Below are 25,102 nucleotides of genomic sequence, written 5' to 3'. Positions count from 1 at the left end.
ATTATCCCTTAAAGTAAGAAGGATGAATCATGCAGTTGAATAAAATTCCAACAACAATTGTGACTGGCTTTTTGGGCAGTGGTAAAACAACCTTATTATCTAATGTGTTAAAGCAAGCGGCTGGTAAGCGTATTGCCGTGATCGTCAATGAGTTTGGCGAGTTAGATATCGATTCAGATCTATTGCGCTCTTGTCCTCTTGATTGCCCTGAAGGTGTGGAAGAGGGAAGCCAGCGTAGTGATGACGGTTTTTACGAACTGGCGAATGGTTGTATTTGTTGCACCGTAGAAGAAGAGTTTTTGCCAGTGATGCAGCAGCTTGTTGCTCGTCGTGGTGATATTGATCATATCTTGATTGAAACCAGTGGCTTGGCGTTACCGAAGCCTTTGGTGCAAGCCTTCAACTGGCCTGGCATTAAAGAGCATTGCACAGTCGATGCGGTGATTACCGTGGTTGATGGTGCTGCTGTGGCTGCAGGCCGCTTTGCTCATGATGAAGACAAAGTTCAAGCACAACGCCAAGCGGACGAAAGTCTGGATCATGACCCTAGCTTGCAAGAATTACTGGATGATCAGTTAAGTGCTGCCGATCTAGTTGTGGTCAGTAAAAACGACTTACTCAACGATGAAGAGCGTGCACGCGTGCAAGCAATTATTGCCCACGAAGTGCCAAGTACAGTAAAAACTGTTTATATCGAAAATGGCGAAGCAGCATTGGATGTCTTGTTAGGTATTGACGCTGCAACCGAAAGCCGAATTGATGAAGTACATAACCACCACGATCATCATCATGCTCATGGTGCACATCATGACCATGCCCATGATCATTTTGATTCTTTTGTGGTGACATTGGGCGAAGTTCAGTCTGACCTTTTGCAAGAGACGCTTACTCAACTGGTTGAAGAGCATAATATCTTCCGTGTCAAAGGTTTTGCTGCAGTGCATGGCAAGCCCATGCGCCAAGTGTTTCAAGTGGTGGGAACGCGTTTGGATCGTTATTTTGATCGTTTATGGTTACCAGAAGAAGTGCGTAAAACTCAGTTGGTGTTTATTGGTAAAGGTATCAGTAAAGAGCAGATTGAGAATGTGCTTCATGATGCTTTGAGTGCTTAATCCTCTCCCAGCCTCCCCCTTGAAAAGGGGGAGGAGCTAGACATTCCCTCCCCTTGCGAAGGGGAGGGTTAGGGAGGGGTTAAGAGGGCTATGCCAAGCTCGTAATGGAAAAACTATGGATTCCCGCTTTCACGAGAATGACGAGTGGGTAAAAGAAACAAACTGGAGAAACCGTGCACTTATTAGCAGCCAAACCGGGTGGCTTTGTTGACGATGAGGGGATTGTCGATCTTGGGCAAACCCCAGCAGACTTAGTTATTTTGGCCGCTGCTGATAGTGTGCTTGGTGCGCTTGGTAGCGCGCTTGACGAGATAGCTTCTTTCCATGGCTCCGATGATGGATTGGAGCGTCTACGATTACCGAGTGTTCGCCTTGCCAATTGGATGCAGTTGGTCAAACCTGCTGCTTACGATTTATACGAGCACAAGGTGCTCGATCACGCTAAAGTCGTCGTCGTTTCACTGCTTGGCGGCGAGCATTATTGGGCGTATGGTTTTCAGCGCCTGCAAGAATGGGCGAAAGCGAAAGCTGGCCGAACACTTATTGTGGTGCCAGGAGATGATTCGCAAGATCCATCGCTAATGAAGGTATCTACCGCACAACCAGAAGACTGCCATCGAGTGTGGCGCTATCTGCGTGAAAGCGGTCAAACAAACTCACAGCAATTATTTTATTTCCTCACCGACCGATACTCTGATCAACCTTGTCCTTGGCAAGAGCCAACACCTTTACCCAGTGCGCTGATTTATCATGCAGGTTATTCATCTGGTTTTACTCAGTGGCAGAGCCACTATGCTGACTGGCTGGTGGAAGGTCGTCCTGTTGCCATCTTGGCGTTTTATCGTTCTCATCTGCAAAGCGGCAACACAGCCATGTTTGATGGCTTGATTGGAATATTAGAGCAAGAGGGTCTGGTGCCGTTGGCTGTGGCGGTGAGTTCTCTAAAAGACGATGTATCGGTGGGTTTGATCGAATCGTTAGTGGAACGCACTCAAGCCAAGGTGATTTTAAACACCACCGGCTTTGCGGCGAATCGAGTGGGTAGTCCAGATTTAGCCTCTGAGCCGACGGACTTTCAATCCGCGTTTGCTTCGCCGATTCCGGTTTTGCAGTTGATCCTTTCTGGTAGCACAGAAGACGATTGGCAAGCGCAAACTCAAGGCTTGCGCAGCCGCGATGTGGCCATGCAAATCGTTTTGCCGGAAATGGACGGACGCATCATTACTCGTGCGGTGAGTTTTAAAGCCTTGAGTCATTACAACGATATTGCCCAAGTCGATTTAGTACGTTATGAGTTACACCAAGAGCGTGCGCGTTTTGTCGCTCAACTTGCCAAACGCTTTGCTAATTTAGCCAGCAAACCAAACCATCAAAAACGCATCGCTTTTGTGTTAGCCAATTACCCAACCAAAGATGGCCGTATTGGTAATGGAGTAGGCTTAGACACACCAGCCTCGGCGGTGAATTTATTAAAAGCCTTAGAAACCGCGGGTTATCCCATCGAAAATATCCCCGATCATGGTAATGCCTTGATCGAAGAATTGCTCGGCGCAGTGACCAATAATCCAAACACCTTGCATGAGCGCGGTTGCTGGCAAAGCCTCGCCTTAGAAAATTACTTGCAGTATTTCTATCAGCTCCCGTTGGAATGTCAAAACGCCGTTTGGGATCGCTGGGGGCCACCAGAAGACGATCATAAATGCCGTGAGCAAAACGGCCAGCGTCGTATTATGCTCGCAGGTATTCGGCTTGGGGAAACCTTTGTGGGCATTCAACCAGCTCGTGGTTTTAATTTGGATCTCGCGGCGAATTATCATGATCCTGATTTGATTCCCCCTCATAGTTATTTAGCGTTTTATTTTTGGTTGCGCCATGTGTATCAAGTGGATGCTTTTGTGCATGTGGGCAAACACGGTAATCTGGAATGGTTGCCGGGCAAAGGAACCGCCTTGTCTGCCTCTTGCTGGCCAGATATTGCGTTGGGTCCGATGCCGCATTTCTACCCTTTTATCGTCAATGATCCGGGTGAGGGGGCGCAAGCTAAGCGCCGTACGCAAGCTGTGATTATCGATCATCTTATGCCGCCGATGACCCGTGCAGAAACCTATGGCGACATGGCCGAGCTAGAAAACTTAGTAGACGAATATTATCAAGCCATGGGAATGGACGTACGTCGAGAAACCTGGCTGCGTGAGCAAATTCTTAAAAAAGTTCAAGAGTCCCATTTGTTAGAAGAGCTTACCTGTGTTGAATCCGGTAATGATGATGCTGTGCTGGAAGGACTAGATACGTATTTATGTGAGATAAAAGAGGCACAAATTCGTCACGGTTTGCATCGTCTAGGAGAATTACCCGAAGACGATAAACTCGCCGACACTCTGGTGGCTTTGTTACGTTTACCGCGAGGTAGTGAGATAACCAGCCAAGGGATACTTCATGGGTTAGTCAATGATTTTTCATTGGAGCAAGACGGTTTCGATCCAATGAAAAGTGAACGAACGCCTTGGTTAGGGAATAAGCCTGAGCTTTTACAATCCATTAGTGAACTTGTTTGGCGTACCCATGCGGATACTAAAGAGCGATTGGAATTATTTGCAAAAGAATTGGTGTTGAGTCATCTAATCGGTGCTCACTCCTTAGACAAGTTGGCAGCAAAGTTACCTCAAACAGCCGCTTTATTAGCCCACAGTAAAAAACGCTTGTTGGTCGCTTTACAGCAAAGTGCTCATGATGAAATTCAAGCGTTAATAACCGGTTTGGCGGGTGGATTTATTCCCCCTGGCCCAAGTGGCGCGCCGACACGAGGCAGACTCGATACCTTACCAACAGGGCGTAATTTTTTCTCGGTGGATAATCGGGCGATTCCGTCGCCTGCGGCCTGGGCGATTGGTCAGATGTCGGCCGAAGCACTGATTCAACGACACTTACAAGAACATGGTGATTACCCGACAGATCTAGGCTTGTCCGTTTGGGGAACTGCTACCATGCGAACGGGCGGCGATGATATTGCTCAAGCTTTTGCGCTGATGGGTATTCGTCCGATTTGGGCGCCAGGATCAAACCGTGTGACGGACTTTGAAATCTTGTCTTGTATGCAATTAGGCCGTCCACGAGTGGATGTGACTTTGCGAGTCTCCGGCTTCTTTCGTGATGCTTTTGCCAACGTAATGCGACTCTATGATGCGGCCGTGCAAGCCATCGCAAGCTACCAAGAACCCGGTACAGGCAATGTGATTCGTGCCAATGTGGAAGCGCGAAAAAGCAAACTACTTGCTCAAGGTATGAGTGAAGTTGAGGCGAATCGTCAAGCGACTTATCGCGTTTTTGGAAGCAAGCCTGGTGCTTATGGTGCGGGTTTGCAAGGTTTGATCGATGAGCGCTGTTGGGATACCAAAACGGATTTGGCTGAAGCTTATGTGAACTGGGGCGGTTACGCGTATGACGGTAATAATTACAATGGCAAACAAGACGGTGTAGAGGCTAAGTCCGCCTTTGTTGAGCGTTTGTCTCAACTGGATGCGGTGGTGCAAAACCAAGATAACCGCGAGCACGATATTCTCGATTCAGACGATTATTATCAATTCCAAGGAGGCATGACCAACGCTGTCACCGAGTTTAGTGGTCAAGCGCCCAGTGTTTATCATAGTGATCACTCTAACCCGAGTTCGCCAAAAATTCGTACCTTAAAAGAAGAGCTTAATCGGGTGGTGCGCTCACGAGTATTAAACCCGAAATGGATCGAAGCCATGCAAACTCATGGCTACAAAGGTGCGTTTGAAATGACCGCTACCGTGGATTATTTATTCGCCTACGATGCGACGACGGATCTTGTGGCGGATTATCAATATGAGCAAGTGACCGATCGATTGTTGCTTGATCCAGACAACCAAGCTTTTATGCGCGATAATAATCCTCACGCGCTAGAAGAAATGGGTGAGCGCTTATTAGAAGCCATACAGCGTGGCATGTGGCAAAATGCCGATGCGCACCGAGAAAAAATTCAATCCTTGTTGCTTGATTTAGATCAGCAGCAAGAACAATGTCAGTGATCTTGGGCAGAAGATCTCTGGTAACCTTGCTGTTAGTCGTTACACTTACTATCAGCTAAGACGATTTAAAGTAGAGAGAAATAATGAGCAATAAAGAACAGGCCAAAAAGGGCATTATGATTTGTGGTCACGGCAGTCGTGATAAAGACGCTGAACGTGAATTTGGCCTAGTAGCGAAAGGACTCAAAGCGCGTTATCCCGATCTTCCTGTGGAGTACGGCTTTCTAGAGTTTTCTGCACCGAATATTCATATGGGCTTAGATAGTTTGGTGAGCCAAGGAGTCGAGGAAATCTACGCGGTGCCGGGTATGTTGTTCGCCGCTACTCATGCAAAAAATGACATTCCTTCTGTTTTGACGACTTACGAAGAAAAACACCCAGGTTTAAAAGTCACTTATGGGCGTGAATTAGGTTTGCAAGATGACATGGTAGAAGCGTTCCAAGCACGTATTTACGAATCTCTTGGTCTCGATCCTGATAATCCACCTAAAAACCTTTATGACACCATGTTGGTGGTGGTTGGTCGTGGTACGTCCGATACCTCTGCCAATGCTGAAGCGGCTAAGCTAACACGCATTGTTAACGAAAATATGGGTTTTGGTTGGGCTGATACCGTCTATTCTGGTGTGACTTACCCGTCTGTTGGCGTGGGCCTTGAAAAGCTAATGAAGCTTGGCTTTAAACGTATCGTTGTGGCGCCATATTTCTTGTTTACTGGTCGTTTGATCAAGCGTATTCAGGGCTATGTTGATAAGGTTGCTCAAGAGAACCCAGCGATTGAGTTTATTCAAACGCCTTACTTGAATGATCACCCTCGTGTTATTGATGCTTTTCAGAACCGTGTAGAAGAAATCATGCAGGGGGAATTACAAACGGGTGAAGAAACCCTAATGAATTCCTTCAAGCGTCGTCTTGCTGCAGGCGAAGTGGATGTTCATCATCACCATGCCGAATTTGTTGATCCACAAGATGATACGCAAGGCTTATCGGAATTTGATACCAAACACTTTACTAATCTAGTTCAAGCGCTCGATCATGCTGATCATGGGCATTCATTGGTATTGAAACATCATGATCACTCTCATGACCACGGTCACTCACATGATCACAGTCATGGACACTCTCATAGTCATGGACACTCTCATAGTCATGGCCATTCACACGATCACTCTCATGGTCACAGTCATGGTGTGTACAAGCACATTGGTCACCCAATGGGGCCGCGAACCATGATTGGCGAGGGAATCTGCTGTTGTTTCATGGGACAATTTACTGATGAGATTTTGGAAGAAGAAAAAGACAAAATCGAAGGGGATTGTACTAAGACGGCTTTTGCTCATCGATAGTAGATATTATTGAGATCAAAAAAAACCAGAGCTCATGTTCTGGTTTTTTTATGTTTTATAAAGCACGTTATTGAGCTGTTGTACTTTCTGCTTGTTCTGTTTCTGTTTTAATTTCAGCTGGAGCTTTTGCCTCTACTTTCGCTTCTTCTACTTTTAATTTTTCTTGCTCTGCTATCGTTTGTTTTGCTTTAGCAGCCTTTTCTATCGCCGCTTTCTCTGTCGCTTCTTTTTCAGATAATAGGTCCGCTAACGATTTTTTGGCATTGGCTAAATTAGCGTTAAGAGTACTAATTTTCTCTTCCAATAGTTCGGTATAAGATGTTTGATTTTTCAGTTCTTTGCGTAGTTTTTGCTGCGCTTGAACAGATGCTTCTTGATCCTTCAGATTTGCTTCGATAAAGGCTATCAATGCTTTTCCTTGTTCTTCGAAGGCTAAATCACGACGATCTTCTGCATTAAGCGCATTACTTATTTCGAGCAGGATTTTTTCATAGCTGATGGCATAATCTTCGTAATCTTTTTGTTGTAGTGCTTTAAGATTTTTAACTGTTAGCGCTATTTGTTCTGCTCTGTTAATTAAAAACATTGCTTCTTCCGCTTGCATTTTGATTTTGTCGATGGATCTTGGCTCAGCGACAATAAATGCGGTGACAGCTGTTAGTGAAGCAGAGGCTTGAGATAAGGACTTTGGTGCGTGTTGCGCTGTGCCTGCTTTAACAAGCCTATCTAGGTCTTTCTTAGCGCCGGTAAGATAGATGGCCGTTACTGTTTTTACTTCGAGAGCGCGTTGCTTGGCTAGCAAGGCAGGTTGTGCACTTATTGCTGCTTCAACTCTCTCGTTTGAAACTTGATCTACCAGTTTTTTAAGATCACCTTCTAGCTCTTTAACTGTGCTTGGGAAGTATTTTTGAGCATCAATTTTTTTTAGCTGTTCACGATAGTCAAATGCTTCTGCTAACGCTGATAGCGCTGCAGCTTTGATATTAGTGGCTTTTGTCATATGTTCATTGAATTTACTGATACCTTCTTCTGCGGCAGTAATGTTGGTTGTCGAGCTAAAAAAACCTGTACTGCTATTTGCTTCTGAAGGGTCGAATTCAAATTTTGCGTAGTACTCTTTTGCTTCAGCTAAGGCTTCGTTTGCATCGGTGACTTCTTTTGTAGCGAACCAATCTAGTTCTTCTTCTATGCCTTGCGTCACTTTTTTGTTGGCAGCATCAATAGTTTGCTTGAGGTTGTTTATTTGAGTAATGGTTTCTGCTTGTTTTATATCTGCAGCAAGGCTTGAGGTAGAGTCTGGATTGGATGCGCAACCAGCAAGAGTGAGTGTAATAACAGCAGTGAGTACTGCAAATTTTAGTTCCTTTTTCATAACGATGTTCCTTGGCTAGATTCTAAAAAGGGGGAGCGAAAAACGTTAAGATATTGTAAGGATTTTATTCTAATTGTGTAAGTCTTGAGGGCTGGTATTTATTTTAATCAGGGGGCTTTTATTGAATGGGCTTTCTTAGATAAAAAATAACCCCGTCAATACGGGGTTATTTTGGGGGGATTAAGCGCTAATCTTGATTAGCTATTAAAGCGTAAAAGGGCGGTCGCCGTCTTCGTCTTTAATGCGAGTAGGCAAGCCCATCTCGTTCAACAAACCTAGGAAAGGTTTTGGGTCAAGTTGCTCTACGTTGCGCATTTCTTTCGCATCCCAAGTGCCATTGGCAACTAGGATGGCGGCAGCAACAGGTGGAACACCAGCTGTATAAGAAATACCTTGGCTACCTACTTCGTTATAAGCTTCTTTATGGTCAGCTACGTTGTAGATGAAGACTTCTTTGTCTTTGCCATCTTTTTTGCCTTTGACCACATCACCGATGCAAGTCTTACCTGTATAAGCAGGTGCAAGAGAGGATGGATCAGGAAGAACTGCTTTTACTACTTTAAGAGGAACAACTTCTAGGCCTTCAGCTGTTTTAACTGGTTGCTCAGATAGTAAGCCTAGGTTTTTAAGAACAGTGAAGACATTAATGTAATGCTCACCAAAGCCCATCCAAAAACGTACGTTTGGCACGTTTAGATTCTGAGACAGTGAATGCACTTCATCATGACCTGTCATATAAGTCGTTTGAGAACCAACCACTGGAAGGTCGTCTGTACGACTTACTTCAAACATTTTGTTTTCTTGCCATGCACTGTCTTGCCAAGAGTAAACGCGTCCGGTGAATTCACGGAAGTTGATCTCAGGATCAAAGTTAGTGGCGAAGTATTTGCCATGGCTACCAGCGTTCACGTCGATAATATCGATAGAGTCAACGGAGTCTAAATAGTCGTTATAAGCAAGCGCTGCATACGCGTTCACAACACCTGGGTCAAAGCCCACACCTAGGATAGCGGTGATGCCTTTTTCTTTACAGGCATCGCGACGTTTCCACTCGTAGTTGGCGTACCAAGGTGGTGTTTCACAAATTTTGCTTGGATCTTCATGTATTGCAGTGTCTAAGTACGCAGCACCAGTTTCCATGCAAGCTTCAAGTACAGACATATTAACGAAGGCAGAACCGACGTTAATGACGATTTGTGATTCGGTTTCCTGAATCAATTTAATCGTTGCTGGCACGTCAAGAGCGTCTAGGGCGAATGCTTGAATGCGGCCCTCTACCTTCATGCTGCCTTTGTCGAGGACACTGGATACAATATCGTCGCATTTCGAAACGCTGCGCGAAGCAATTGCGATATTGCCCAGTGTGTCATTGTGTTGGGCGCATTTATGTGCCACAACACGTGCCACGCCTCCGCCACCAATAATGAGTACATTTTTTTTCATGGTAGTGCTTACTCCAAAATATTAACTGAAGCAGAATTAAGACAGATTCTGCTCAAAATCGTTGTAATCAAATTCCCTTACAAGTTCGATGCTGCCATCCAATTGGCGTATGGCAATAGACGGCATTTTAACACCGTTAAACCAGTTCTTTTTCACCATGGTGTAACCAGCTGCGTCTTGAAAAGACAGTCGGTCACCCACTTTTAGTGCTTTATCAAATTTAAATTCGCCGAAAATATCGCCTGCTAAACAGGACTTTCCACAAATCATGTATTCATGTTCGCCATCGCAAGGTGCCATTTTAGCGTTCTCACGGTAGATCAGTAGATCAAGCATGTGAGCTTCAATAGAGCTATCGACAACAGCCAAATTTTTGCCATTAAATAGCGTATCTAATACGGTGACTTCTAGTGTGGTGCTTTTTGTAATACTGGCTTCACCTGGCTCTAGATAGACCTGAATGTCATACTTTTCGGCAAACTCTTTTAGGCGTTGGCAAAATTTATCAATTGGGTAACCTTCACCAGTAAAGTGGATGCCGCCACCAAGGCTGACCCATTTTACTTGTTGAATCAAATGACCAAAGCGCTCTTCGATAAGGTTTAGCATCTCGTCGAAGCGTTCAAAGCTATTGTTCTCACAGTTATTGTGGAACATAAAGCCAGATATATCGTTAATTACGGTTGCGATTTTTTCAGGATCCCATTCACCAAGACGGCTAAAAGGTCTTGCTGGATCGGCAATCAAAAATTCAGAGGTGCTGACTTGTGGGTTTACACGTAAACCACGGGTTTTGTCCTTACTAGCTTCTTTAAAGCGATTGAATTGACCAATGGAGTTGAAAATGATTTTGTCTGAGTGGTCTAGGACTTCAGCAATTTCATCATCAGAATAGGCTACGCTATAAGCGTGAGTTTCGCCTTGAAACTTGGTTTTTCCCAGTTTTACTTCGTATAAGGAAGAGGATGTAGTGCCATCCATATAGTCTTGCATCAGGTCGAATACAGACCAAGTTGCAAAGCATTTAAGCGCAAGTAATGACTTGGCTCCGGACTGTTGGCGCACGTAAGCGATTTTCTCTAAATTCTTTAATAGAGCTGCTTTGTCGATAAGATAATAAGGTGTCTTGATCATGGCAACCTGCCCGTTAGTCAAAACGGTGTATTCTAGTGCAAAGGAGGGGGCTTTTTCTAGCTTAATAAAGGTATTTTACAGGGCTTTTTATGACATTTTGACGACTTTAATCAGGATTTGCTTGATGTCCATCTTCTGGCAGTTGAGTTTACGAGATAAACGAAGAGCAATTTAAGAGCAATTCGTGATTTGTTAGTAGTTTGTAATGAATAATAGGCCTCTTGCTTATTTCCCTCTATAATCCTGCGCTATAAATTAAACCTAATTTTTTAGATTGGTTGGTACTGTTTAGCTTGGCCATTATTAAGAGTGGGTTACAGTCATTTCCCAGTGATAGTTGAAAGATTTTTAAAGTGTATGAGGAACATCTTAGTATGTTGATTTTAGTTGTAGGTTTAGTCATTTTCTTTGTTTTGCATTCCATTCGTTTGGTCGCGCCACAATGGCGAGAGAAAAGTATGGCAAGTCATGGCGAGATGCGCTGGAAAATGCGTTTTGGCATGGTAACGTTAATTGCCGCCGCTTTTATTGTGCTGGGCTACATGCAAGTTCGCCTTGAGCCAGTGTGGTTGTGGTTTCCTCCTGTGTGGACGCGACATTTAGCTGGCTTACTGGTATTGGTTGCGCTTTTCTTCGTTGGTTCTGCTTTAGTACCGAATACGACAATGAAAAAGAAAGTGGGTTATCCCATGTTAATCGCTGTAAAAATTTGGGCATTTGCTCATTTGATTAGCAACGGAACCTTGGCCGATGTAATGATCTTTGGCAGTTTCTTGGTTTGGTCTATTGTGAGTTTTGCCGTTTATCGTCGTCGTGACCGCAAAGCAGGTGTGGTACGTGATCAAGAATCTGGTGTTCAGTTTGATTTAGCTGCCTTCACTTTCGCTATGGTTTCTTGGTTTGCCATCGCTTTTTACCTACACCAAGCAATTATTGGTGTATCACCACTGGTTTAATGCCTCGCTAAAGGATAAAGATACAAGAGCAAAAAAGGCTCTATCAGGTAAACCAGATAGAGCCTTTTTATTGGCATCAGTTTGTTATGTTCTGAAGTGATTGATGTTTTTGGTTAGGTCATCAGCCAATGATTTAAGTTCTTCAGCACGAGCTGCACTTTCTGCTGCGAGAGTAACCAATTCGGTCGAGCCTTGCTGTATGTCAGCTGTATTTTGATTTACTTCTGCGGTTACACTAGTTTGCTCTTCTGTTGCTGTTGCAATTTGTGCCGCACGATCATTGATCGTTGTGACTGACATTTGAATCTTGTCTAGGCTCTCTTTTGCTTGGTTGACATCTTCAACGCTGTTGTTCGCTCTGGTATGGCTGAGTTGAATTTTACCTACTGCGTCTTTCGTTATTTTTTGCAAAGACTCAATCATTTTTTGGATTTCTTCAATCGAGCTATAAGTACGCTGTGACAGTACCCGTACTTCATCCGCAACCACTGCAAAGCCTCGTCCTTGCTCACCTGCTCGTGCGGCTTCAATAGCTGCGTTTAAGGCGAGTAAGTTCGTTTGCTCTGCTATTCCAGAAATTGTTGTTAAAATGGTGTTGATGCCATCCGCATTTTTACTGAGATCGTTAATAACAGTGGCAACGTCTTGGATATCGGCAGCGAGTGTTCGAATGCTCTCTTGGCTTTTTAGTACTTGCGATTGGCCAACATTGCTTGCAGCTACCGTTTCATCGGCATTGATTGCGGTATTTGTCGCGTTGCTGGCGATTTCTTGAGTCGCTTGTGCCATTTGGTGAATCGCTGTCGCTACCATCGAAATATTGTGTTGCTGTTCTTCTAGTTTCAAAGAGCTGTTCCTAGAAGATGCATGGGCCGCACTGGCTTGACCTGCTAAGTCATATCCAATTTTTTTAAGGTGTGACACAGTGCCATGTAATAATGCGACGAAGGTATTAAAGTTATCGACCAAGACTGCGATTTCATCTTTAGAACTGGCGGTTAATCGTTGCGTCAGATCTCCGTCACCTTGTGCAATTTGCGCCATACTATCAGACACGCGACGTAAATCTTTAAGCAAGAATTTGGTTACTTGAATAACCACTAATATTGCGATGGAAAGCAAAACAAACACCGCAATAAGGATATTGGTGCCTAAGTTCACAAGAGGTGCGTTTAAAACGCTTTTATCCATCATTAACCCTAAAACCCAAGGGTTGCCTTTTATGTTGCTGGCGTACATTTCAGTGTTTTTGCCGTCTACTTTAAGCTCGGTAAACTTAGCCTCATTACGAACACTTTTGAAAAAGTCATCCGTTAATACTGGCGATAAATCGGTGGCATCTTTTAAAATTTTATCGGTATTTGGATGTGCGATGATTTTTCCGTCGCCATCAAACAATACGCTATAACCGTCTCCTGCTACTTTCATGGCCAAAATGCTATCTAAAACACTGTCTAAAAATACTAGACCACCGATGGCGCCGACAAACTTGCCATTCAACATAATAGGTTCAACAAAGGTCATTGAAAGTTGTTTGGTTGAAGCTGAGATGTAAGGGGCTGTAACGTAGGCGCTGTTTTTTGCTTTTGCATCTATGTACCAGCTTCGCTTACGAGGGTCATAGTCAGCGCTATTTAACGATGGGTCGTGGCGATACATTGCGCCATTTTCTAAGCCTAAAAAGGTCAAGCCAAACTGCAAGCTTGTTTGTGCTTGTTGCAATATATTAAGAATATCTTTTTCGTTTATCTCAGGGTTTTCTCGTAAGGACGCTTCTATTTTTTGTTTAACGGCCTGCATAGTACCGATGCGATCATCAGACCAGCTGTTAATGTAAGTGGAAATGGCATTAGCTTGGGAGCTAGCTTCTGATTTTATGCGAGTATCACTGTCGGATTTAAAAGCGTAAAAAGATACACCACCGACGCCAAGAGCGACAATTATAGCCACAATAATGGACTGAAAAGTTATTTTAGCCTGTAATGAAAGGTGCATCCTTTATCTCCTGAGTATTACGTAATGCGGATTATTGCTTAGATTGTATTTTTAGTATGTTGCAGGCCTGCAATTTTCTGTTATTAAGCGTAAGCTTTCTATGTTTAAGTTGTGTCCCGATAGTTTTGATACTTTTGAATCTTTCTGTTATCGTCCGCGGCCCTTTTCTATTAGCGATAACAGGTAAATATTAGATGATTTGTGGATTTGATTACGGAACATCGAATTGTGCATTAGGTATTGTGCAAGATTCGGCTGTGCGTTTGGTCGCTTTAGAAGGAGAACATGCTTTTTTACCTTCTACATTGTATGCCTTAGATCGAGACTTAATTACCGAAGCGGTCGGAAGGGGCCTGCAAGATATTCATTCAAGACAAGCGTTTGCTGAACTACGACAAAATGCATTAACACGTGCTAAGCGTGCGCGTTATGAAGAAGACATTGCTGATGAAGATCAAACGTTATTTTTTGGACGCGCTGCATTCAATGAATATTTCCAATGGCCTGAAGAAGGCTACTTTGTAAAATCGCCTAAGTCATTTTTAGGTGGTGCTGGACTTCGTTCAGAGCATATTCATTTTTTCGAAGATGTTGTGACTGTAATGATGCAGAATATCAAACAGCGCGCAGAAAAAAGCTTGGGTGCTGACATTACTCACACCGTTATTGGTCGTCCAGTTAACTTTCAAGGTCTTGATGCGGATGTAAGTAACCGTCAAGCTCTTGAGATCCTAACGACAGCAGGCAAGCGAGCTGGTTTTAAAGAAATCGAATTTCTTTATGAACCTATTGCGGCTGGTTTAGATTTTGAAGTGAAACTGGCAGAGAATAAAACCGTATTGGTTGTGGATATCGGTGGTGGTACTACAGATTGCGCTATGGTTCGTATGGGCCCTGACTATCTGAAAAAAGAAGACCGTCGCGGTGATTTTTTAGCTCATACCGGTGAACGAATTGGCGGTAATGATTTAGACATACAGATTGCGGGTAAGCATTTAATGCCTCTTTTTGGCATGGACTCATTGTTAAAAACAGGTTTGCCAATGCCGACACAAATGTATTGGAACGCGATTACGACAAACGATGTATCAGCTATTGCGACCTTCAATAGTATGGAAACCAAGAACCAGATAGCGCAGCTGCGTTTAGATGCTGCGCAGCCTAAATTGATTGAGCGTTTCTTGCGCATGCGGGAAGAAAAACACAACTATCATATTGTTCGCAGTGCGGAGGAAGCTAAAATTGCCCTATCAGATACGCAGAGTTATCTTGCTGCACTGGATTATATTGAGGCCGAATTAGCAGCCACGATTACCCGTGATGAGTTGGCTAAATCTATCTCTTCTCCGCTAGAAAAAATGTTAAATCTAATGACGGCCGCGATAGAGCAGGCTGGCGAGAAGCCAGATTTGATTTATATGACAGGTGGCTCCGCCAAGTCTCCAGTGATTCGTCAAGCTATTCAAAAACGCATTGGCGATATTCCAGTGTTGGATGGTGATCATTTTGGCAGCGTTGCCGCAGGATTAACCGTCTGGTCTGAACGTATTTTTAGATAAGAATATACGAGTTTGAAGAAATAAAAAAAGCGAGTAGGCATTGTCTACTCGCTTTTTTTAGGCAAATTCAGTCATTCTAGAGCTTATAACGTGAATCGATTTATTGATGACTTCAACTTGTTTAACACTTCTGAAAGTGTTTTTGTGGTTGCCATCATTTCTTCAACGCCGTTAGCCGTTTCGTTCGAAACATTGCGTATGTTGGCAATGTTTTCATTCACACTGACTGCAACGGCAGATTGTTCTGTAATTGAGCTAGCAATATTGATAGACATAGCGTTTATTGAGCTAACAGATTCGGTTACTTTCATCAGCCCTTTACTTGCTTCCAGTGCTTTTTCTGCATTCCCTGCTGCTTGATCGCGTCCATTAATGACTTCCATTGACGCTGTTTTAGACAGTTTTTGCAGCTGGCTAATCATGCCTTCAATTTCAGCGGTAGCCGTTTGTGTGCGTGTCGCTAGTGTTCTCACTTCATCAGCAACCACGGCAAAGCCTCGGCCCTGTTCACCAGCTCGAGCTGCTTCAATGGCAGCATTGAGAGCTAGTAAGTTGGTTTGTTCTGCAATGCTACGAATAACATCTAAAACTGAGCCAATACTAACGCTCTCTTTTTCAACTTCCTGCATAACTGACGAAGCATGACCAATGACACTTGCTAGGCTTTGCATATCGTTTGCGACACCATTTACTACTTGTGTGCCAGCTCTGGTTTCTTCATCCGCTTTTTGAGTTTCATTGGTTGTTTCTGTAACATTTTGAGACACATTTTCAACGGCAATCACCATTTGGTTCATAGCTGTTGCTACCAAGTCTGTTTCTACTTGTTGTTTTGCCATGCCCTGAGAGGCTAAGGTCGCGGTTTCTTGTACTTTATTGCTTGAACTAGCCAATAGCTCCATGCTGCTTCTTATTTCCATTTGCATGGAGCGTAGTTGCTTAATGGTATTTCGACCATGTTCGAAAAGCGTCGCGATTTCATTGCGGCTGTGGGTTTGATTGTTTTGCCCATTTTCAAAAAGGTGAGTAGAAAGATTACCATTACCTAGTTCTTGTAGGTCTTGGCCAACACGTTTCAAAGGAGAAAGAATGCGTTGAGTAATAAAGGCGATGAGAACCACAAGAATAACGGCACAAATCAGGGAGATAATGATTAGGCTGTTACGAACAGAGTCAGCCACAAGAGTAAACTCGTTTACTGGTCCGCCAGTTAGAATTGCCCAATTCCAACGATCTGCTCGACTAAATGCCATGATGTTTTTTTGCGTAACGCCATTCACGGTTTGTTCTGTGAAGAATGTGCCTGTATCTTGGCTTTTCATTAGTTGTAAGTGTTTTTCTGCGTTGGCTAAGCCAAGCTCAGTGAATAACTTACCTTTATTTTGAGAATCAATAACGACTCGACCGAAATCTTTGCCTTCTTTTAAGTTAATAACTGTGGCTTTGCCTGTTTTGCCATAGGATAGGCCATTAATTTCTTTTTCTAAGCTTTTTAACCCTTCAGTGTAATCAAAACCAATATACAGAATGCCAACCACTTTCCCTTTTGCATCTTTAAAAGGTACGTATTTAGTCATGTAGTTACGGCCAAATAATGCGGCAGGGCCTGAGTAAGTTTCACCATTGATTAGTTTTTGGTAGCCAGGATGCCCTTTGCCTAATAATGTTCCATACGCGCGTTCACCATCGGCTTTTTTTAGTGATGTACTAACTCGAAGAAAATCATCGCCATAGCGAATGAAAACTGTCGCCGTACCACCTGTCATACTGGTAAATTGATCCGGTTTACTAAAATTCAGGTTAATTGTTTCGCCTGAGTTAGTGGCTAAAGGACTGTCATATTCGCCAATTTTCACTGTTTCTGAATCGCTTACGGTGATTCCATTAGGGAACAGTGTGAAGAATATATCGGCTAGTCTATTGGTACTGCTTTCTAGACTTTCATAATAAAAATCAAGCAGCATGTCTCCTTGACTAGCGCTGGTTTGTAGTTCGTGATCGATACTTGTCATAAATCCATCATAGGATTTATTCGAAGCTAACCAGCTTAGCGCGCTAAAACAAAGAATTGAAACCGTAAATACAACAACGGCCAATTGGCGCGTAATGGGCATGGATTTTATTCGCTGAATCATGAAGTAATTCCTTTTTGAAGTATGCTTTTAATCAGATTAGTACCGCATTGGATAAAGCTTTTATTATTATAGTGATCTTTATTTTTGTTGCTAAATAATGGCTGTGAATGAATTTGTAAACTTTTTAGTAATCCTAAAGAGAAGCTTGATTGCTTTTTATTTCATCAAAACACTTTATGCAAAAGCCAACAAGGCAGAATTTGTCTTGTTGGCTTGGTATTTTTGTGATCGATTGTATGTTTATGTTAACGACTATAGGTTAGGGTGTGTTTTTTCCACATGGTGTTTTTCATTAACTGGTCGCACCATTAAATTGGCAAAGAAGCCGACAATTAACAAACCTGCCATTACATACATTGTTGTATTATAAAGACTCGATGTTGGATCGACTGTGCCAGCAGGGGCAATTTCCATCAGTTTAGCTACGGTCACTGATTTTGCGGCGATTAGCTCATTTAGCTGAGAAACGGACGCATTGAATTTTTGTTCAAATGCGGCAGGGTCAATTTTACTGACTAAATCGTTAATCGCGTTTTCCACCGATAGGTTTCTTAAGTAAGTAATAACAAAAGGTCCTAGTACACCAGCGGTTGCCCATGCAGTAAGTAATCGACCGTGTATACCACCAACATGTAGCGTACCAAAAATATCCGCTAAGTAAGCTGGAATCGTAGCAAAGCCACCGCCGTACATAGTGAAAATAATCATGGTTGCTGCGTAGAACATAACCAGCCAAGTAACGGATGGATCTGCACTTACAGCTGACGCCGCGTAAGGGATAGATAGGTACAGAATTGTGCCGAGTACGAAAAAGCAGTGGTAGGTGTTTTTGCGTCCAATGAAGTCTGATGTTGATGCCCAGAAGAATCGACCACACATATTAAAAACAGAAATCATCAAAACATAAGTGCCAGCAAAACTTGCTGTGGCGATAGTCGGAAGGGTTGATCCGAAGATTTCCGTCATCATTGTTTTAGCAATGCCGATTACACCGATACCAGCAGTCACGTTAAAGCACAATACAATCCACAACAGCCAAAACTGAGGCGTCTTTAGGGCTTGATCAATATGGACATGATTACGGCTGATCATAGTGTTGGCCACATCTTTTGCTGGTGGAGTCCAACCTTCAGGTTTCCAATCTTTAGGCGGAACGCGATAAGCAAACGAAGCAATCATCATGATAATGAAATACACAATACCAAGCGTTAAGAAAACACTAGCAGCACCGGTATTGCCTGTCCCAACCACGTAAACACCGGCATCACCTGGAACAGGTAGTTTTGCCGCTTCAGAAGCGCTGGCAACAACCACTTCTATTTTGCCACTTGCCATTTCTGCAAAGCGTCTACCGCCTTCGGTAATGAGACTAACCGCAGATTCAGGTCCAAGATACGTTGGAGCTACTGCGAATTTTTCTAATAAAAAGGTTTTTAGCGGTGCGCCAATCATTGCGCCGCCACCGAATCCCATAATCGCCATACCTGTGGCCATACCGCGCTTATCTGGGAACCAGCGAAGTAGTGTAGAAACTGGGGACACGTAACCAAGCCCTAAACCACAGCCACCTAAAACGCCATACCCTAGATAGACCAACCACAACTGATGAGTTGAAATACCCACGCTGCCGATAATAAAGCCGCCGCCCCAAAGGAATGCTGCTGTTACACCAACACAACGAGGGCCAACTTCTTCTAGCCATTTACCTGCGATTGCAGCAGATAGACCCAGAAAAACAATAGCAACAGAGAATATCCATACAACACTGCTAAGACTCCAGTCTTGTGCAGCGCTGGTTACAACACCAAACTCTTTCGTTAATGCTGGGTTAAAAATACTCCAAGCATAAACAGAACCAATACATAGGTGAATGGCTATTGAGGCTGGTGGTACCAGCCAACGGTTAAAATTGGGTGAGGCAATTATTTTATCCTTCATTAAAAAGGATAGGAGAGTGCGGATCAGGTTCATAATCTGTGTCCTTGCAGAAATCATTATTTAGTAGGCGGTACGAACAAAAACTTACAAAAAAGATTATAAAATTTTTTTATGGAATAAATATATAGCTATTTATAAAACATTGACCAATAAGATGATTTTTTATCTTTCTAAACAGTTTTACTCAAATAATTGTTTAGTTTTTCTCATCTAAACTATATGGATGTTGGTTTTACCAGAACTGTGAAATTTATGTTTGAAGTTTTTCAGAATTGAAGCGTGATAATGATGTTATAATGTTTACCCACTAAACAATTTTGTGGGGTGTATGCTTGTTGAATGTTTTATTAACCCAATTAAAGGGGCTTTTTTCGTGGAGTGACGTTAAGCGTCCTTGGCACCTTGCAGTACTTGCTGCTGTTTGTGTTGGTATTCCTGCCTTGATTGGCGCCGCGACAAATCAATTTGCAGTAGCGACCTTGTCTAGTTTAGGAGCAATGGTTATTTTATATTTGCCTAAAACTCGTACAGCACATCGAATGGTGACTCTCGCCATGTGCTCTTTTGGTTTCATGGTGTGTTTTACAATAGGCTCTCTTTCTAGTTTCAACCCTTACGTTGCTGTTTTTGCTCTTGGGCTACTGTCCTTCGGCGCGATTGTTATTACCCGATATTATTGTCTATCTCCTCCCGGTAGCTTTTTCTTTATTCTTGTTTCTGCTTTGGCGATTTATTTACCTTTTGATTTAAGTAAGTGGTCATCAAATATCGGTATGGTCGCTTTAGGGGGAATGTTATCTTGTGGTTTGGCGTTTATTTATAGTCTGATGACTGGTGCAAATGATCTGCCGATAACAAAAGTAGAAACAGATACTCAGGTTAATGCGATTATTTTAGAGGCTGCTTTGGTGGCTTTCTTTATCTCTCTCTCTTATCTCGTTGCTGTTTTACTTGAATTACCTAATGCACTTTGGGTACCAATTTCTTGTGCAGCTGTTTTACAAGGTGCGACTTATCGTATGATCTGGCACCGAAATGTTCATCGTATTGTGGGTACGGCAATTGGTATGGGAGTCGCTTGGTGCTTGTTTTCTTTACATCCAAATTATTGGGTTTTAGCGTTAAGTATGATCTTCTTTCAATTTGTCGTGGAGTTGCTGATCATAAAGAACTATGGTGCAGCTGTGATTTTTATTACACCGTTAACGGTTATTATGGCTGAAATTACGAGTGTCAATATGACGACTGTGGTTTTACTAGAACATCGTTTGATCGATATTTCTATTGGTAGTGCGATTGGGATTATTGGCGGTACTATCTTTCATAGAACTTCCTTGCTGAAGAATATTGAGTCGCGTATGAATGCTCGTAGCTCTTTATCTGGGCGTAAACCTTCTTAAAATTTTCCAAATTATGAATGCCTTTCTTCTTTGTATGAAGGGTGTTCGTTAAGCGTTCAGTATTTCCATTACTTTAGTTGCTAAAATTTAAGTTAAACCGTACGCTTCGAATCTCTGGTAATCGGTTATTAATCTTGCATTAAGATCATGAATACCAGTTCTTGTGAAGGTGCCCTTATGGGTGAAACGGGAAACAGGTGAGCTTTTTGTTAAGTAATCCCTGTACTGCCCCCGCAACGGTAAATAAGTGGTGTATTTTTCTCGCTTCCACTGTTCATAGATAGAAATTTTTTTGAATGGGAAGGGACGAGGGGCTTTAATAAATACAGATCTGCCAAACACTTATCAGTCCGGAGACCGGCCTTCATTGATTAGGGTTTTGCTATCGGCAAATATTGCCATGCAAAAATCCGTTAATTTGAATCATACGGGTGAGTATGAAGCATATTTTGGAGGCACATAGTGCATATTGAACCAGGCGTCGTTGACGGCGCAAAAATTGTTTTAAGTTACGCTACGGCGTTGGTAGCGTTTGGCTTTTCTGCGAAAGCCTCTATCGATATGATAAAAAAAGACGGTCTGCTGTCTTTAGTCAGTCGTAGTGTGTTAACCACTCTGTTTGTCTTTGCCTTTTTTGAACTCTTGCCTCATCACGCAGTTGGTGTATCTGAAGTTCATCTTATATTAGGCTCAACACTCTTTCTAATCTTTGGCCCTGCGGCTGCTTCTATTGGTTTGATATTAGGTTTGTTAACACAAGGCGTTTTCTTTGCTCAGTTTGATCTGCCTCAATATGGCATGAACGTGACGACCTTGTTGTTGCCTCTGTTTGCCATGTCTGCGGTTGCCCGTCGTACGATCGCGGTCAATACCGCTTACGTTGATATTAGCTACAAGCAAGCGTTGCAACTGTCCTTAACTTACCAAGGTGGCATTGTTGCTTGGGTGGCTTTTTGGGCGTTTTATGGCCAAGGTTTCGGCGCTGAAAACTTAGTCTCTGTGGCAACGTTTGGTATGGCGTATATGAGCGTTGTATTGTTAGAACCAGTACTTGATCTTGCCGTATTGGCCGGTGCGAAAAGCTTGCATCGCTTCAAGAACTCTTCTTTGTTTGAAGCACGCTTATTCCACTAAACACCTTTTAATGATGCCAAGTGCCTGTCCTGTTGTTGTGTAGGGCAGGCATTTTTATTGGTTCAGCGTTTATATTGTCCATGCTCACTGACAAACTCTAAAAAAGCGCGATTGGCTTTTGAAAGGTAACTGTCTTTGCGCCAAGCAATACCTAGGTCTAGCCAGATTGGTGGATCAAAAGAGCGAGTAATTAGGTCATCGTCTTCTTCGATAACCATGGCGAGTAGGGTAGATATGCCAAAGCCTTGCTGGGTAATGGATTTTATTAGTGGAATCAAGTTGGTCTCAAAACCAATTTTAGGCGTTTTTTTACAGGCTTTAGCCAGCTTGTCCACAATACGGCGGTGAAAGTAGCCTTCTTTAAACATCACCAGTTCTTCATCAAAAAAGGCTTCTGGTGAGATTCTGTCTAGTTGGCTGAAAGGATGGTCGGTTGCAATGGTTACCAGCATTTCTTCTCGAATCAGCGCTTGAGTTTCTAAACTATCAGGAAGTGTTTCAGCGACGATGACACTAAGATCTAATTCGCCATTTTCGAGCATCTTTTGTAACTGCCAAGTTCCTCCCTCAATGACTTTTAAGGCAATACTTGGATACTTATGGCGAAATGCCATCAGAATAGGCGGGAAGTAATAAGAGCCGAGCATGCTCGGAATACCAACGCGCACTTCGCCTTGGCTCAATCCTTTTAGCTCACTCATCTCTAACAGGGCATCGTCGGTGGCTTGGATGATTTTTTCAGCATGAGTTAGCAGCTTTTTACCTTCGTCGGTTAGCCCTACATTTCTATCTGCTCGATGAATTAAGGTTAAACCTAAATCAGTCTCTAATTTTTTGATTGCCATACTGACAGCTGGCTGCGCAACGCCAAGCTGCTGAGCGGCTTTGGTAAAGCTTTCTGTTTTTGCAATCGCAATGAAATAACGTAGCGGTTTAATGTCCATCAATAACTCTTATGGATTTGATAAAATGAATATATTTTATTGATAAAATGGTGAGGCGTATAGTATCGCAATAATATTTGTTTGATTTGTTTTTGATGTCTGTGGAGTTTTGCTGTGATAGAAGTAGGTAGTTCGGTATTTTGGCGAGGAACCTTGGCTCTAGTCATTGGCTCTTTTATGATTTTTGCCAATGTGTACGTGACGCAGCCTTTGCTACCAATGATTGCCAACGAATTTTCCATTAGTCCATTACAAGCCAGCGGTAGCTTTACTATTACAACTCTGACGTTGGGCATATCCTTGCTTTTCTACGGTCCAATTTCAGATGCCTTAGGTCGCAAAGGGATTATGGTGATGACCATGGTTGGTATTACTTTGACTACTTTCTGTTTATCCCTAGTACAAAGTTACGAATCATTATTGGCATTGCGTGCCCTGCAAGGTTTCTTTCTAGCTGGGTTGCCTGCTATTGCCGTTGCTTACTTGGGCGACGAATATACACCAGAAGCCTTGATGGTTGCGGTTGGCTTGTACATCAGTGGTAACACGTTAGGTGGCATTGGTGGCCGTCTGATTGGTGGTTTTGTTGGTGAATGGCTAGGACGCTCGGCAACTTTTGGCGTCATGAGTGTGATTAGTTTAATTTGTTTATTAGCCTTTTTCTTTCTACTGCCAAAATCACAGCACTTTGAAGCAAAACCACTGCGTGTTGGTCATATCCTGATGAACATGAAAAGCCATCTGCAGAATCGTCGCTTATTAACCAGTTATTTCATCGGTGGTTTTAGCTTCTTCATTTTTATCAATCAATACAGTTATGTGACTTTCGTCTTGGAGGCCGCGCCTTACAGCTTAACGGCTAAATACGTTGGTTTGCTTTTCTTAACTTACTTGTCTGGCACCTTGGGTTCGGCGATTTCAGGCAAGCTTGCCAAACGCTGGAGCCAACCCAACATTATGGTATTAGGTACCTGCATCTTCATGTTTGGCTCGTTAGTTACATTGGGCGACTCTTTATTGTCGATTATCGCGGGTTTATTGATAAACAGCTTTGGCTTCTTCTTATGTCATTCTACTACCAGTAGCTTTGTGAGTCGTAATGCCAAACATGCCAAAGCCAGTGCCTCTTCCTTGTATTTGGTATTTTACTATCTAGGCGCCAGTCTTGGTGGGTTTTATCTTGACCCTTTCTGGCAAGCGGATGGTTGGAGCGGCGTCATCATGGGATCTTGGTTGGTATTGGGGATCGTTGTTTTGGCTGAAGTGAGCTTGATTCGAGGGCAAAAAGCCCTGCAAGTGCAGAGCTATTGATTGCGTCGTTGATCTAATTTTTGAGCTATACATAAGCTCAACAAAGGGCGTTGTTAACCTAAGTCAACGCCTGCATTTTTAAGCCTACGATACTCAGCCAATGCCACTTTATCAGCCTCAACTTCTAGAGGATTAGAATCAAGAAAATACCAAGTCACTTCGTCTGCCTCTAGAGACAATATCTTACCTTCCCAACTATTGACGACGTAATAGTGAATGAGTTGAAGCTCACCTGTTGGATGATACAGAGAACACAAGTGGACATAAGACGTCGGGACGATATCTAGCTCTTCTTTTAGCTCTCGTAACAAGGCTTGTTCTTGTGTTTCTCCTAGCTCCATATGACCACCAGGAATCGCAATCAGACTTGGATCATATTCTTTGTCTTTAGCGCGTTTCTCTAACAACACCTGATCGTCTTTTAGCAATATAAAAGAGACACATTCATGAACTTGCATTTAGATAACTCCTATTATTTGTTAAGAACCCAGCGAAAAGCTGTCATAAATCATCTATTAAAATTACCATACTCGTTATTACATAATCGAATGCTTAAAACAGAGTGAAATATGAACACTAAAATATACAAAGAAGTGCTTTTTTTAGCCAAAGAACTCATGACCTGCGCTAACAAAAAAGACCAAGCGGGCTTTGATGCTTATTATGCAGAATTGAAAGCCATCTGTGACGACAACGACGACACAGACAAAGATCACCCAGTTCAATGGGAAACCCTTGGCGACTTTACCGACGATTTAGAACAAGCGATTGCTATCTACGATAAAGCCTTAGAAAAAGCCGCTGCTATTAACTCAAAAGACTATCTATCTTCCATCGGCTTCGCAGCTGCTCAATTGAAAATAGAGCTTGGCGATAACGCTAGTGCCATCGAATATCTTGAACAAGCTAAAATCCACAGCAATAAAATCATCGATAAAGAGCTAAAAGCGGAAATTCATGACGTGCTATTTGATCTAAAAAAAGCTTAAAGAAACAAGAGAAAAAAAGAGACAAAGAATGGAACGTCCTACTAAGGAACAGATCAGCGAATTACCTTTGTATATTGGCCTTGGTCTTTCCGACATCTACATCGTTGAAAACGAGCTTGATGCCGCACAAGCCATAAAAGAGCTAGAAAACGAGGCTTCTATCGGATTCGATACCGAGAGCAAACCGATTTTCCAGAAAGGCCAAGTTAGCCCAGGCCCATCACTCATCCAACTGGCGACAGAGTCAAAAGCGTTCCTATTCCCAACTCGATTTCCTTCGGCTGT

The 25,102-nt window shown here is 42.9% G+C and carries 17 protein-coding genes, 1 pseudogene and 1 riboswitch; of the genes and pseudogenes, 10 read left to right on the top strand and 8 right to left on the bottom strand.

What is annotated here, in order from left to right; translation table 11 throughout:
• Window positions 1-29 precede the first annotated feature (29 nt).
• From cobW to KPL72_RS18975, 3 genes are all read left to right on the top strand, one after another.
• A complete protein-coding gene (gene cobW / locus KPL72_RS18985; RefSeq protein ID WP_212918167.1) occupies window positions 30-1,112 on the top strand; it encodes a cobalamin biosynthesis protein CobW in 1,083 nt (360 codons plus the stop codon).
• Between the two features lie 173 nt (window positions 1,113-1,285).
• Entirely contained in the window at window positions 1,286-5,161 is a 3,876-nt protein-coding gene (gene cobN, locus KPL72_RS18980; protein ID WP_219704069.1) for a cobaltochelatase subunit CobN, read from the top strand.
• 83 nt (window positions 5,162-5,244) lie between these two features.
• Window positions 5,245-6,507 (top strand): sirohydrochlorin chelatase, encoded by a 1,263-nt coding sequence (locus KPL72_RS18975; RefSeq protein ID WP_219704068.1) that lies wholly within the window; start codon window positions 5,245-5,247, stop codon window positions 6,505-6,507.
• Window positions 6,508-6,574: 67 nt separating this feature from the next.
• Here the strand turns inward: KPL72_RS18975 and KPL72_RS18970 are convergent, their stop codons facing one another.
• The 3 genes from KPL72_RS18970 to nspC form a co-directional block, all read right to left on the bottom strand.
• Complete coding sequence (locus KPL72_RS18970) at window positions 6,575-7,879, bottom strand: hypothetical protein (protein WP_219704067.1); 1,305 nt, start codon at window positions 7,877-7,879, stop codon at window positions 6,575-6,577.
• Window positions 7,880-8,083: 204 nt separating this feature from the next.
• On the bottom strand, window positions 8,084-9,322 hold the full coding sequence (locus KPL72_RS18965) for a saccharopine dehydrogenase family protein (protein WP_212918171.1): 1,239 nt from the start codon (window positions 9,320-9,322) through the stop codon (window positions 8,084-8,086).
• A 36-nt stretch (window positions 9,323-9,358) separates the two neighbouring features.
• Complete coding sequence (gene nspC / locus KPL72_RS18960; RefSeq protein ID WP_219704066.1) at window positions 9,359-10,456, bottom strand: carboxynorspermidine decarboxylase; 1,098 nt, start codon at window positions 10,454-10,456, stop codon at window positions 9,359-9,361.
• 374 nt (window positions 10,457-10,830) lie between these two features.
• Here nspC and KPL72_RS18955 point away from each other — a divergent pair, with 374 nt between their 5' ends.
• Window positions 10,831-11,412 (top strand): NnrU family protein, encoded by a 582-nt coding sequence (locus tag KPL72_RS18955; protein ID WP_212918173.1) that lies wholly within the window; start codon window positions 10,831-10,833, stop codon window positions 11,410-11,412.
• 84 nt (window positions 11,413-11,496) lie between these two features.
• Here the strand turns inward: KPL72_RS18955 and KPL72_RS18950 are convergent, their stop codons facing one another.
• Window positions 11,497-13,407: a methyl-accepting chemotaxis protein gene (locus tag KPL72_RS18950; RefSeq protein ID WP_219704065.1), complete on the bottom strand. Its 1,911-nt coding sequence runs from the start codon at window positions 13,405-13,407 to the stop codon at window positions 11,497-11,499.
• A 194-nt stretch (window positions 13,408-13,601) separates the two neighbouring features.
• On the opposite strand from KPL72_RS18950, the gene yegD reads away from it, so the two are divergent.
• Window positions 13,602-14,966, top strand: coding sequence for a molecular chaperone (gene yegD / locus KPL72_RS18945; protein ID WP_212918175.1), 1,365 nt, complete (start codon window positions 13,602-13,604; stop codon window positions 14,964-14,966).
• Between the two features lie 83 nt (window positions 14,967-15,049).
• On the opposite strand, the gene KPL72_RS18940 is transcribed toward yegD, so the two are convergent.
• Together KPL72_RS18940 and KPL72_RS18935 are read right to left on the bottom strand one after the other, a co-directional pair.
• Window positions 15,050-17,101 (bottom strand): methyl-accepting chemotaxis protein, encoded by a 2,052-nt coding sequence (locus tag KPL72_RS18940; RefSeq protein ID WP_219704064.1) that lies wholly within the window; start codon window positions 17,099-17,101, stop codon window positions 15,050-15,052.
• A gap of 252 nt (window positions 17,102-17,353) precedes the next feature.
• Complete coding sequence (locus KPL72_RS18935) at window positions 17,354-19,072, bottom strand: OFA family MFS transporter (RefSeq protein WP_219704063.1); 1,719 nt, start codon at window positions 19,070-19,072, stop codon at window positions 17,354-17,356.
• 299 nt (window positions 19,073-19,371) lie between these two features.
• Between KPL72_RS18935 and KPL72_RS18930 the strand changes: the two genes are divergently transcribed.
• Complete coding sequence (locus tag KPL72_RS18930) at window positions 19,372-20,439, top strand: FUSC family protein (protein ID WP_219704062.1); 1,068 nt, start codon at window positions 19,372-19,374, stop codon at window positions 20,437-20,439.
• Window positions 20,440-20,589: 150 nt separating this feature from the next.
• A riboswitch (cobalamin riboswitch) is annotated at window positions 20,590-20,819 on the top strand.
• Window positions 20,820-20,901: 82 nt separating this feature from the next.
• The gene (locus KPL72_RS18925) at window positions 20,902-21,573 is read left to right on the top strand and encodes an energy-coupling factor ABC transporter permease (RefSeq protein WP_219704061.1); all 672 of its coding nucleotides are present in this window, start codon (window positions 20,902-20,904) and stop codon (window positions 21,571-21,573) included.
• Between the two features lie 62 nt (window positions 21,574-21,635).
• On the opposite strand, the gene KPL72_RS18920 is transcribed toward KPL72_RS18925, so the two are convergent.
• Window positions 21,636-22,517 carry a LysR family transcriptional regulator gene (locus KPL72_RS18920; RefSeq protein WP_219704060.1) on the bottom strand — a complete coding sequence of 294 codons (882 nt, stop codon included), beginning with the start codon at window positions 22,515-22,517 and terminating at the stop codon, window positions 21,636-21,638.
• 114 nt (window positions 22,518-22,631) lie between these two features.
• On the opposite strand from KPL72_RS18920, the gene KPL72_RS18915 reads away from it, so the two are divergent.
• On the top strand, window positions 22,632-23,828 hold the full coding sequence (locus KPL72_RS18915; RefSeq protein WP_219704059.1) for an MFS transporter: 1,197 nt from the start codon (window positions 22,632-22,634) through the stop codon (window positions 23,826-23,828).
• A 53-nt stretch (window positions 23,829-23,881) separates the two neighbouring features.
• Here KPL72_RS18915 and KPL72_RS18910 read toward each other — a convergent pair whose 3' ends face one another.
• Window positions 23,882-24,286, bottom strand: a complete 405-nt coding sequence (locus KPL72_RS18910; RefSeq protein ID WP_219704058.1) for an NUDIX hydrolase — start codon at window positions 24,284-24,286, stop codon at window positions 23,882-23,884.
• Between the two features lie 111 nt (window positions 24,287-24,397).
• Between KPL72_RS18910 and KPL72_RS18905 the strand changes: the two genes are divergently transcribed.
• Window positions 24,398-24,817 (top strand): Rpn family recombination-promoting nuclease/putative transposase, encoded by a 420-nt coding sequence (locus KPL72_RS18905; protein ID WP_219704057.1) that lies wholly within the window; start codon window positions 24,398-24,400, stop codon window positions 24,815-24,817.
• Window positions 24,818-24,845: 28 nt separating this feature from the next.
• A pseudogene (locus tag KPL72_RS18900) lies at window positions 24,846-25,102 on the top strand (3'-5' exonuclease); the annotation flags it as partial.

The sequence above is a fragment of the Marinomonas lutimaris genome (genome assembly GCF_019426345.1).
In the GTDB taxonomy this organism is placed as follows: Bacteria; Pseudomonadota; Gammaproteobacteria; order Pseudomonadales; family Marinomonadaceae; genus Marinomonas; species Marinomonas lutimaris.
Note: the sequence above shows the minus strand (reverse complement) of the source record. Positions and strands in the feature narration are given on the sequence as shown.